Annotated in this window: 15 protein-coding genes; 13 read left to right on the top strand and 2 right to left on the bottom strand. The window is 32.1% G+C overall.

Translation table 11 applies throughout. The annotated features are described in order from the left end of the window. Nucleotides 1-191 precede the first annotated feature (191 nt). The 12 genes from CSW08_RS01305 to CSW08_RS01225 all read left to right on the top strand — a co-directional run bounded on the left by CSW08_RS01305 (nucleotide 192) and on the right by CSW08_RS01225 (nucleotide 9,328). The gene (locus tag CSW08_RS01305; protein WP_157831408.1) at nucleotides 192-599 is read left to right on the top strand and encodes a hypothetical protein; all 408 of its coding nucleotides are present in this window, start codon (nucleotides 192-194) and stop codon (nucleotides 597-599) included. Between the two features lie 169 nt (nucleotides 600-768). Further along, nucleotides 769-1,224 (top strand): hypothetical protein, encoded by a 456-nt coding sequence (locus CSW08_RS01295; protein ID WP_106658105.1) that lies wholly within the window; start codon nucleotides 769-771, stop codon nucleotides 1,222-1,224. 163 nt (nucleotides 1,225-1,387) lie between these two features. Beyond that, nucleotides 1,388-1,957, top strand: coding sequence for an RDD family protein (locus CSW08_RS01290; RefSeq protein ID WP_106658104.1), 570 nt, complete (start codon nucleotides 1,388-1,390; stop codon nucleotides 1,955-1,957). 177 nt (nucleotides 1,958-2,134) lie between these two features. After that, entirely contained in the window at nucleotides 2,135-2,665 is a 531-nt protein-coding gene (locus CSW08_RS01285) for a hypothetical protein (protein ID WP_106658103.1), read from the top strand. 151 nt (nucleotides 2,666-2,816) lie between these two features. Continuing rightward, complete coding sequence (locus CSW08_RS01280) at nucleotides 2,817-3,329, top strand: hypothetical protein (protein WP_106658102.1); 513 nt, start codon at nucleotides 2,817-2,819, stop codon at nucleotides 3,327-3,329. A gap of 159 nt (nucleotides 3,330-3,488) precedes the next feature. Further along, the gene (locus CSW08_RS01270; protein WP_106658100.1) at nucleotides 3,489-4,181 is read left to right on the top strand and encodes a hypothetical protein; all 693 of its coding nucleotides are present in this window, start codon (nucleotides 3,489-3,491) and stop codon (nucleotides 4,179-4,181) included. 2 nt (nucleotides 4,182-4,183) lie between these two features. Continuing rightward, nucleotides 4,184-4,351, top strand: coding sequence for a hypothetical protein (locus CSW08_RS18050; RefSeq protein WP_157831407.1), 168 nt, complete (start codon nucleotides 4,184-4,186; stop codon nucleotides 4,349-4,351). A gap of 685 nt (nucleotides 4,352-5,036) precedes the next feature. Next, on the top strand, nucleotides 5,037-5,903 hold the full coding sequence (locus tag CSW08_RS01260) for a hypothetical protein (RefSeq protein WP_106658098.1): 867 nt from the start codon (nucleotides 5,037-5,039) through the stop codon (nucleotides 5,901-5,903). A 266-nt stretch (nucleotides 5,904-6,169) separates the two neighbouring features. Then, nucleotides 6,170-6,799 carry a hypothetical protein gene (locus CSW08_RS01250; RefSeq protein WP_157831406.1) on the top strand — a complete coding sequence of 210 codons (630 nt, stop codon included), beginning with the start codon at nucleotides 6,170-6,172 and terminating at the stop codon, nucleotides 6,797-6,799. A gap of 667 nt (nucleotides 6,800-7,466) precedes the next feature. Next, nucleotides 7,467-7,856 (top strand): hypothetical protein, encoded by a 390-nt coding sequence (locus CSW08_RS01235; RefSeq protein WP_106658093.1) that lies wholly within the window; start codon nucleotides 7,467-7,469, stop codon nucleotides 7,854-7,856. Between the two features lie 174 nt (nucleotides 7,857-8,030). Further along, nucleotides 8,031-8,906: a CPBP family intramembrane glutamic endopeptidase gene (locus CSW08_RS01230; protein ID WP_106658092.1), complete on the top strand. Its 876-nt coding sequence runs from the start codon at nucleotides 8,031-8,033 to the stop codon at nucleotides 8,904-8,906. A 140-nt stretch (nucleotides 8,907-9,046) separates the two neighbouring features. Then, nucleotides 9,047-9,328 carry a hypothetical protein gene (locus tag CSW08_RS01225; protein WP_106658091.1) on the top strand — a complete coding sequence of 94 codons (282 nt, stop codon included), beginning with the start codon at nucleotides 9,047-9,049 and terminating at the stop codon, nucleotides 9,326-9,328. Here the strand turns inward: CSW08_RS01225 and CSW08_RS01220 are convergent. Continuing rightward, complete coding sequence (locus tag CSW08_RS01220) at nucleotides 9,303-9,509, bottom strand: hypothetical protein (protein WP_106658090.1); 207 nt, start codon at nucleotides 9,507-9,509, stop codon at nucleotides 9,303-9,305. The two genes, CSW08_RS01225 and CSW08_RS01220, sit on opposite strands and share 26 nt — an antisense overlap. A 162-nt stretch (nucleotides 9,510-9,671) precedes the next feature. Here CSW08_RS01220 and CSW08_RS01215 point away from each other — a divergent pair, with 162 nt between their 5' ends. Beyond that, nucleotides 9,672-10,076 (top strand): hypothetical protein, encoded by a 405-nt coding sequence (locus CSW08_RS01215; RefSeq protein WP_106658089.1) that lies wholly within the window; start codon nucleotides 9,672-9,674, stop codon nucleotides 10,074-10,076. 8 nt (nucleotides 10,077-10,084) lie between these two features. Here CSW08_RS01215 and CSW08_RS18210 read toward each other — a convergent pair whose 3' ends face one another. Next, a complete protein-coding gene (locus CSW08_RS18210) occupies nucleotides 10,085-10,258 on the bottom strand; it encodes a hypothetical protein (protein WP_203226828.1) in 174 nt (57 codons plus the stop codon). Nucleotides 10,259-10,357: the final 99 nt, after the last annotated feature.

Below are 10,357 nucleotides of genomic sequence, written 5' to 3'. Positions count from 1 at the left end.
GTTTGCCGGCTTCCGATTTTCCTTCGGAAAATCCTCGCCCACAAACACGCAACTTTCCATACAGGAACACGTTGTATGCAATTTGAGAAACGTACGTAATTAAGATGAAAATATTGAAAATTTTATTGTGTTTTGCGATTTTCACAATGACTGTCGAAAATGTAAATAGTCAAAATACAAATCAAATGAAAATGGATTCTCTAATTGAATCTTACAAGAATTTGACCGACAAAGAAAACGAGTATAATATTGAGTTTGTCGAAAATAAAAATACTTTGATTTTTAAATTTAAAACTCAAAATTCTGAACAAATCGGATATAAAGTAATTCTGACTGACATTCATCCTCAAGGAATATTCCGTTATGAATCGGACAATAAAACCTTCTTAAGAATTTTATCAATCGATAATGGACATCGATTTATCAAAGAAAAATTCAGAAACGGATTTAGAGTCTCTAATACGACAAACGTCATTGACATTGGACTTCCAAAAATTGTGGATTTAGAAAAAACCGACAAAGTTATTAGAGACTTAAAAAGTGTCTTGGAAAAACCAGTAACGGAATCTGACGAAATTCAAATTGTTGAACCGAAATAAAAAATGGAAATTAAAAAAACTGCATACAACACCGTGTATAAAAAATTGCTAGTTTTAGCTAATACAAAGGTTGTTGCTTGTTTGCCGGCTTCCGATTTTCCTTCGGAAAATCCTCGCCCCCAAACACGCAACTTTCCATACACGAACACGTTGTAAAACATTTAATAATATGAAAAAACATTTAATAATTGTTCTTCTGATATTTGCTCAAATAATTTGTGCTCAAAACTCAGAAAAGTCCGAAAAAATCAATAATGAAAACAAAACGGATATTGAATATACTCGCAATTACACCATTTCATTAATAAACTTAATCTCAACACCTGAAAAGTATCACGGAAAGAAAGTTCAAATAATAGGCTATATAAGTCTTGATTTTGAAAAAAACGGGATTTATTTAAACAAAGATGATTATGAATACGCCATTTATAGCAATGGATTTTCGTTTTCACTTCCTGAGGGTTTATTAAAGAATAGTGGAAATAAAATTGATAAAAGTTACGTGTTGCTTGCCGGTACTTTTAATATGAACCAAAAAGGTAAAGTGGGTCCTTGGAGTGGTAAATTAGAAAATATCACTCGTATAATTGGCATAGGTAATAAAACGAATCACTCGAATGATTAAATAAAATAAAAAAACGTTTTACAACACCGTGTAAAAATAATTGCTTGGTTCTCGCCTACTTGGAAAATCCTACGGATTTTCCTCTAGTTCGTTCCATTTTTAGTAAGTTAGTTGCTTAAACACGCAACTATCCTTACACATCAACGTTGGCAAACATTTAGAAATGAACGTAAACAATCAAAATTCTAACGAAATTTCAGCTGTCGGACTTTTAAAAAAGACAGTTGATAACAATTATAGAATTCGTAGAATTTCAAGTATGTTGTTAGACCATTTTCTAATGTGTATTTTGATTATTCCACCTGCAATCATTCTGACTATAATATTTGAAAATATCGGAATGAAAATGAATGACGGAATGGGGTTTTTTGTTTTCTTTCTAATAGTTTTTATTTACTTAAATAAAGACTTTTTTAAAGGTAAAAGTCCAGCAAAACGGATTTTAGGCTATCGAGTAATTAATCGAAAAACGGAAAAACCAGCTACTGAATTACAATGTTTCGTTCGGAATTTGACTATCTGTGTTGCTTGGCCTTTGGAGGTTGTTGTCGGATTTATAAATCCTGACAGACGAATTGGAGATTTTATTGCAAATACGAAAGTCATTGAATCAGAAAAAGAAAAATTAAAGTCAATATGGACTGATTTAAAAAGCACAAAGCTAAAATCGAATTTTATCGGAATTTTAATAATTGGTGGAATTTATTTTTATGCATTAAGTCTAATATTGTAGAATATGAATTAAAAAAACGATTTGCCAACACCGTGTATAAAAAATTGCTAGTTTTAGCTAAAACAAAGTTGGTTGCTCGTTTGCTGGCTTCCGATTTTCCTTCGGAAAATCATCGCCCACAAACACGCAACTTTCCATACACGAACACGTTCTACGCAATTTGACCAAACCAACAAAATGAAGAAAATACAAGAACATAATCCATCTACTGACGAACTTCTGAATTTGGAATATAAATTTCAACCTGAACTTACCGAAAAGTTGGATAATGTGAAATCTGACTTTAATCAGGAATTGATAAATGAAATTGTTTTGTGGAAAACCAATCGTTACGCTGAATTGAATAAGGAAACGCTGAATTTGATAAATAAAATCGACCGAAGAGCGGAATTTATCGATTCTGCTCTGACTGGAGAAATTCTAATGCATTTGCTCAAAACGAAAGGAATTCGCTTACCGATGGCTTCGACCATTTTGAGATTTAGAAATCCAAAAATCTATCAAATTATCGACCAAAGAGTTTATCGAATGATTTACGGAACCGAAATGAAAATAAAGACTAACTTAAACGACAATATTATTCAGTATTTGGACTATTTAACCGAATTGAGAAATGTTTGTGATTTATACCAAATTCCGTTCTCTGAATCCGACAGAATTCTTTACGAATATGACAAAATTATGAACTTGGAAAAAATAAAATACTGAATAAAAACTGCGTAGAACACCGTGTATAATTAATGGCTAGTTCTCGCGGATTTTCTATTCGGTTTTTATTTGCTAAATTAGGTGCTTAAACACGCCACTAATCATACACAAACACGTTGGCTGCAAGTTAAAAATAATACAAATGTGATTAATGAATAAACTTAATATTAAACTCATCGCTTGCATAATTATATTTTCACTGAACTTAATTTCTTGCCGAAAAGAAGAAAATAAAAAGATAAAAAGTCGTGCTGAAATGGCCTATATCGAATTTGAATTTGATTTTCCAGATACTGTTTACTTGAATAAAAAGTATCATGGAGAAATTAAATATAAGAGTGGATTTGATGAAATAATAACAACGTTTAATGACAAACATAAAAATAGATATACTCGATTCATTGCTGCTAAAACGACATCAGATATTAATTATAGCGTAGAACGGTTAAGAAAAATAGCAACCGATACTTTTGGAGCAATTGACAACCGTACAATACCCTTTTATGATATTAAATTTTCAAAACTTGGAGTCAATTATATAGATGGAATTATAAACGACATTGTTTTAATTGTTCCTAAAGACACTGATAAAAATGAATATTATCCTCTGTTAAGGAATGAAATTAGAGCAACTCATAAAGTATTTGTAATCGATGAAAAATAAAAAACCAGCAGCCAACACCGTGTATAAAAAATTGCTAGTTTTAGTTAACACAAAGTTTGTTGCCTGTTTGCTGGCTTCCGATTTTCCTTCGGAAAATCCTCGCCCACAAACACGCAACTTTCCATACACGAACACGTTAGCAACAATTAAAACCAACCTATGAAGAACATTACTTTACTATTGTTTTTTGCTATAACGTTAGCATCTTGCCAAGAGAATAAAAAGAAAGCGGACGTTACTGACGATTTTGAAAAATCATACAAAGAACAAAAAGACTCTGATTTATTGCCAGAGCATACTGAACATTTTGATTCGATAAATAATTTATATTCTAACTACAAATATAAAGTAGCATTCGACGCACCAAATCATTGGACTTCGGACGCAGGAGTTTCTGAACATACAATTTTTAGAACTTTTCAACCAGATTCAGCTATTACTTTTGCAATTAACGTTATAGAATTAAAAGTGGATGAAAATGAAAAAGCACCAGACATTTGGGAAATGTATCAAACTCAAAGCGAAAAAATGGATTATCCATTTAAGGTTTTAATTCCAAAACAATTTAACTCTAAAGCAGAAGATTTTATAGCAAGTAAAACATACATTAAGAACAAAACTACGCTAAAAAGGAAATTTAAATATTTAGTCCGTGAATTAGAGTTAGAATATTATAACACTTCAATAGTTTATCAAACCTTAATTGATAATCTCACGTACACTTTTAGTTTAGATATTCCAACAATGTTTTATGACGAAAATCCGAGTTTTTATGACAACCTTATAAGAAATGTTACATTTCTTTACGGTAAAGAAGACGTGAACAAATACTTGAATAAAAAAGAGAATTAAATATGGACAACAGACAACTCGCTAACGAAATTAATTCGTTGAAAGAAACTATAGAATCTCTAATTATGGAAATTCAATACTTGAGGAATGACCTTGAAATAGCAAGCAAAGAAAATGAAGGATTGAAATTTAGAATGTCTGAATTGGAATCAGCTCTGAATAGAAATTAATAACTGTTGCTAACACCGTGTATAAAAAATTGCTAGTTTTAGCTAACACAAAGTTGGTTGCCCGTTTGCTGGCTTCCGATTTTCCTTCGGAAAATCCTCGCCCTCAAACACGCAACTTTCCATACACGAACACGTTGGGTGCCATCGGAGCCTACTTTTGGACATTCAAGTATGTATTGTTCGGAATTGGTCTTTAGGGAAAACGGCCCATTTAGAACGGGAATTGGACTGACTTTGGAGAACGCACTGGCATCAACAAGCTGTGTCCTGCATCAACAAGCTGTGTCGATTCCATCGTATGAAAGTTATACTTTCAGATGCGAATGCCTTCGCAAACAAGCTTTGATAAGTTAGTGAATTTTTCGGACAAAGTCAAGTTTCAAGTGCCAAAATATAAATGATCCGATTTAAATATCAAGTGGATTTCCGATTTTCAGGTTGACGGCACCTTATCAGCCACTGATAAAGCGCATAAACCAGAAAAGCAATCCATGGTTGAAAGTCGAACAGCGGTAGCGCAGGCCCGACGGTGTGATTTGAAAATCGACCAGGTAAAAAAAAGATAATCACGGCACACAACAGCGCGCATAAAACATAGCTTGGGATAGTATTAATTCAAACTTTTGTCCTATTTTTAAGGCAATTATCAAGCTTGAAAATAATGGTTGCTTAACCGCTACATTTCATGCACGTAACCGTTGGCAACAATATGAAAAATGACGATTTAATAAAGATTATTCAATCTACTGCAATTTCAATTGCGGCATCATTTCCTGGACTAGCCTCTGTTGCAACTGGATGGACTGAATACAAAAATCATATCCAAACTCAAAACATCAAAAATATTATCGAAACTTTTTATTATAAATTAAACGAAATTGAACATAAAGTAAATCATCAATATTTAGAATCTGACAATTTAAAAGCCTTAACAATAAAGACGTGTTTATATGGAAAAGAAGAAATGTCAGAGAAAAAAAGAGAGATGTTGAGTTTTTTTTTGGCGAACTCTTGTACTACCGATAATTATAATGATGTCACTAAAAATGCAATTTTAGAAACAATAATCAAACTTTCCGAGTTTGATGTTTTTTTAATGAATTTAATTGCAGAGAGCTCTAAAGATTCACAAAATTCTATTTTAGCTGGAACAAAAAAATATGAACCAAATAATTCTTCTTGGACTGCATTGGATGAACTTGACATCATTGAAAAAGTAAAAACAAATAGCGATAAAGAAGTTATCACAACTTTAGAGTATCTAAATGCCGTAGGAGTTTTAGAAACTTTATCATCAAGAAACATAAATCATAATATTACAAGCGAAATTAGTAGATATCTAAAGGATGAAAAATTTGAAGATATTCAAAGAAGGATAAGAGAATTGAGTAATCCTGATGATTATATTAAGAATTTTAGGGAACTGAAAAAACTAAATGAAGAAGAAGAAAAGTTTATAAAAGAAACTAAATATGATGAAAATTATCAATATCAAAAAACTTATATGATTACAGCACTTGGACTAGCAGTTTTAAATTACATAAAGGAATAAATACTGTTGCCAACACCGTGTATAAAAAATTGCTAGTTTTAGCTGGCACAAAGTTAGTTGCCTGTTTGCTGGCTTCCGATTTTCCTTCGGAAAATCCTCGCCCACAAACACGCAACTTTCCATACACGAACACGTTGTGCATAATATCCGAAATCACGAGAATGAAGAATATTACGACAATAATTTTGACTTTAATAAGTCTGACGAGTTACGCTCAAAGTACTGAAACGATTACCGAAAAAATATCGGATAAAATCTGTGAATGTATGAGTGACGAACTAAAAGAATACTCAGAAATAAAACCTGAATTCAACAGATGTTATGACAAAGAATTTAATTTTATCTTTAACATTATTGACTCAACTGAACATAAAATACTAGTTCAAAAAGGAGCATTAGAAAAAGTAAAAAATGGAATCATCCCAACATTAAATGAAAAGTGCGAAAAAATTAGAAAACTAATTAAATCTGACCTAGAAAATTCGACTGAATCAGGTGCTAAAAATCCTTGTCCTACTAATTTTGATAGTAAGGACTTAGGAAAAATAAAAAAACGAAATGGAGAAATTGTTGCGCTTAATGGACTGGTAACAAAGGTACATACTGCGCATAACGACAAACCATACTACCAAGTTAAACTCGAAGGAGGAAAAACCATATGGATTGCATCACTTGTAAAAAGTGGGTTTGAAAAAGAAGGAAAAATATTAAGACTATTGGGTTATGTTTCAGAAGTTGGAAATGACGAAATAGCGAAAAAATATAACGATTCGGACCATCATATTCTTGCATTTTGCATAATTGAAATGGATACTAAACAAATGTCAATGCTTCCAGGTTCAGAACTTCAAATCAAAGAATGGATGAATGGAACAATTCCAAAAGCAGAAAAATAAAAATACTATGCACAACACCGTGTATAAAAAATTGCTAGTTTTAGCTAACACAAAGTTGGTTGCCCGTTTGCTGGCTTCCGATTTTCCTTCGGAAAATCCTCGCCCGCTAACACGCAACTTTCCATACACGAACACGTTGGCAATAATTAAATGAATTACTCAATATACATAATTCTTGTTTTTTTCTTCCTTGGTTGTGAATCAACTGAATATAATGACAAACTAATTGGGGATTGGAATTATATTGACAACAATGACTATGGCCTTACTTTTACCAAAGATTCACTTATTATTAAATCAATAATTACCACAAAACAAAATTGGACTTCGGACGAATCAAATATATACCTTAAAAATATTACGGATTTAAATATGAACAGGGTGAACGAAGAGGACTTTCGAAATCATTTTATTTATAAGTTAAGCAAGAATAAAGATACTCTTGTTTTCAAATGGAAAACTGACACCACAAATACTTATTTTAAGTTGACACGAAATAAATAAAAACTATTGCCAACACCGTGTATAAAAAATTGCTAGTTTTAGCTGGCACAAAGTTGGTTGCCTGTTTGCCGGCTTCCGATTTTCCTTCGGAAAATCCTCGCCTCCAACACGCAACTTTCCATACACATAAACGTTGCCATTAATTTAAAAAACCCTAGATTCAATGAAAATTAAAGTTCTGAATTATATAATTTATGGAATAATAATGCTGACTTTAGCAAGTTGCGGAAATAAAACTCAATCGGATTTTATTTACTCAAAAGCGGACAAAAAAGTAGAAATGGTTTTAGAAAACAATGCGGAATTTTTGGTTGTTGGACAACCGACCAAAGCAAAGTTTGTAACGGAAAATATAGACAACCAAAAATTTCTGATATTCGGACCTGGAATTATGGTAAATCAAGCCGACAAAGATGGCTTCCGATTTACAATTACGCCGATTGAAAAAACTCTCGTTGACGGAAAATTGGAAATCCAAGTGACTGAACGAATTGAAAACGGAGAAAATTTTACTCATAAATTTTTAGTTCCAGTAAAAACAAAAGCGGAATAAAAAAACTAATGGCAACACCGTGTATAAAAAATTGCTAGTTTTAGCTAATACAAAGTTGGTTGCTTGTTTGCCGGCTTCCGATTTTCCTTCGGAAAATCCTCGCCTTCAAACACGCAACTTTCCATACACGAACACGTTAGGCACAAGTTAACAAAAAAACTAAACCAGATAATTATGGAAAATCCAACCACAAATAAATTTAGACCTATAGGTATATTTCTTTCAATAACTTTTGCCTTAAGCTCTATCTTTTATTTTCTCATTATATATTCTGGACAAGTAGGTGGAGGAGCTGGACAATATGCAATGGGACTTATGTGGTGTCCTGGAATTTCAGCCTTGATTACAATGAAAATTTTAAAAAGAAATATTTCTGACCTTGGTTGGAACTGGGGGAAATCAAAATATCAAATTTGGAGCTATTTCATTCCATTTTTATATTCATTAATAGCCTATGTCATTATTTGGAGTTTTAGTTGGGGTGGGTTTTATAAAAAAGAGGTTGTAGCTTACCTCACTAAATCATTTGGTCTTGGTGAAATAGGTGACGGCTTTATTATTGCATTAACTTTTCTTTTTGTTGGAATTTTTGGGACTATTACCAGTATGTCAAGTGCATTGGGTGAAGAAATTGGCTGGCGTGGTTTTTTAGTACCAGAGTTGTACAAAAATTTCGGATTTACTAAAACATCATTATTTACTGGAGCAATTTGGGGAATATGGCATATTCCTATTTTATTATTTGCAGATTACAATAGTGGAACACCTTCTTGGTATGCTTTGTCTTGTTTTATGGTCTTAATTGTTAGTATCAGTTTTATATATACGTGGTTTCGAATGAAATCTGGAAGCCTATGGACTGCCGTAATACTTCACGGAAGTCATAACTTGTTTATTCAAAGCCTATTTACCCCATTTACCACAGATACAGGAAAAACGGCATATTATATTGATGAATTTGGAATTGTATTGCCAATAGTTGCAATTGGTTTTGCAATATACTTTTGGACAAAAGGAAAAGTATTAAAACCAGTGCCTAACAATGTATAACCGCAATTACGGCGGATTCGACTACGTCCGAATCCACTCGGAATTGCTAATGTCTGTGTTAAACCGAAAAGTTTGCGTACTTAAACCCGTAACTGACGGTTATACGAGACCGTTGTAAACTATTTAAAAAAATCGAACTTATGACAGAATCAGAAAAAATATTAATTGACAACATACTAATTGACGACGGAATAAATAAGTTCAATACCGAACAAGTTTATAACGACAAAAGCCTTTACAAATTAGCAAATCAAACAATAAATTATAAGCTTTTGCAACCAAAGGCATCATATCTAATTGATAAGATTAATTTAGAAAAAGCCGTTTTAGTTATAAAAACCGATTCTCAACATAAAAAGAACGTAATATCAATACAGAACGCTAGTGCTGAATTGACTAATGAGTTTGATAAGTCTTTTTAAAATGTCCATCCCACTCTTTATCTTTAAACCCTATTAATGTAGCGATGCCAAAAACAATCTCGTTTTCTTTAATCGGACTTAAATCGGGTAAGTTTTTACTAATCAACGACCGAATTGAATCAACCGAAATCTCATTGTTAAGCTCTGGGCTTTCTGGTAATTGCAAAGTTCTTACGGACATAAAAACAGTTTACAACACCGTGTATAATTGCATTGCTCTCGGATTTTCCCTTCGGAAAATCCTCCCCAACACAATGGCTGTTGTACCTTTTAAAATTAATACTTAATCTCGCAACGCATCATACACGAACACGTTGTAAAACATTTAAAAAAACCGACTAATTTGAATAATAAGATTGCTTTTTTATTGTTTGTCCTAACATTTGGACTAAATTCCTGCGACAATCTGACTCAAAAAGAATTTTTTGACAAAATCGTTTATGATGAATACCACTCTAATTATGAAGGATTAGTTACTGAAAAATATATTGACAAACAAAATCACGCAATACCAATAATTATTATCCGAAATCAAATTTTTGGTGATAACAAAAAAGATTTTGTTTTTCAAAGTTCTGAACTTTTTGACTTTATCAAAGTTGGAGACACGATAACAAAAAAAAGAGAATCTTTATTAATAAATATTAAGAGGAAAAATCTCGATACATTAATCAAGTTGGATTTTGACAATATAAAAGGGAAAGAAAAATATTATTCTGAAAATAAATTTATAACTGAAATTAAATAAAAAACGTTTTACAACACCGTGTATAAAAAATTGCTAGTTTCAGTTAACACAAAGTTGGTTGCCTGTTTGCCGGCTTCCGATTTTCCTTCGGAAAATCCTCGCCCACAAACACGCAACTTTCCATACACGAACACGTTGCCATTAATGCTGAAAATCCGTCTACGTATTAAAAATTCGTTCATAAATTTGGAAAATGTTACCTTTTTAGGTAACTTTGGACTGAATTTAACGACTAACCAAATTGAGCGAATTTAATAGACAGATAGGTTTTTACGAAAACC

Source organism: Confluentibacter flavum (assembly GCF_002843175.1).
Classification (GTDB): domain Bacteria; phylum Bacteroidota; class Bacteroidia; order Flavobacteriales; family Flavobacteriaceae; genus Confluentibacter; species Confluentibacter flavum.
This window is presented reverse-complemented; position numbering and strand designations above follow the sequence as displayed.

Bases quoted from the DNA above. Each gene is read 5' to 3' on its own strand.
- CSW08_RS01305 (WP_157831408.1), top strand. From the start codon at position 192: ATGGATTCTCTAATTGAATCTTACAAGAATTTGACCGACAAAGAAAAC.
- CSW08_RS01295 (WP_106658105.1), top strand. From the start codon at position 769: ATGAAAAAACATTTAATAATTGTTCTTCTGATATTTGCTCAAATAATT.
- CSW08_RS01290 (WP_106658104.1), top strand. From the start codon at position 1,388: ATGAACGTAAACAATCAAAATTCTAACGAAATTTCAGCTGTCGGACTT.
- CSW08_RS01285 (WP_106658103.1), top strand. From the start codon at position 2,135: ATGAAGAAAATACAAGAACATAATCCATCTACTGACGAACTTCTGAAT.
- CSW08_RS01280 (WP_106658102.1), top strand. From the start codon at position 2,817: ATGAATAAACTTAATATTAAACTCATCGCTTGCATAATTATATTTTCA.
- CSW08_RS01270 (WP_106658100.1), top strand. From the start codon at position 3,489: ATGAAGAACATTACTTTACTATTGTTTTTTGCTATAACGTTAGCATCT.
- CSW08_RS18050 (WP_157831407.1), top strand. From the start codon at position 4,184: ATGGACAACAGACAACTCGCTAACGAAATTAATTCGTTGAAAGAAACT.
- CSW08_RS01260 (WP_106658098.1), top strand. From the start codon at position 5,037: ATGCACGTAACCGTTGGCAACAATATGAAAAATGACGATTTAATAAAG.
- CSW08_RS01250 (WP_157831406.1), top strand. From the start codon at position 6,170: ATGAGTGACGAACTAAAAGAATACTCAGAAATAAAACCTGAATTCAAC.
- CSW08_RS01235 (WP_106658093.1), top strand. From the start codon at position 7,467: ATGAAAATTAAAGTTCTGAATTATATAATTTATGGAATAATAATGCTG.
- CSW08_RS01230 (WP_106658092.1), top strand. From the start codon at position 8,031: ATGGAAAATCCAACCACAAATAAATTTAGACCTATAGGTATATTTCTT.
- CSW08_RS01225 (WP_106658091.1), top strand. From the start codon at position 9,047: ATGACAGAATCAGAAAAAATATTAATTGACAACATACTAATTGACGAC.
- CSW08_RS01220 (WP_106658090.1), bottom strand. From the start codon at position 9,509: ATGTCCGTAAGAACTTTGCAATTACCAGAAAGCCCAGAGCTTAACAAT.
- CSW08_RS18210 (WP_203226828.1), bottom strand. From the start codon at position 10,258: ATGAACGAATTTTTAATACGTAGACGGATTTTCAGCATTAATGGCAAC.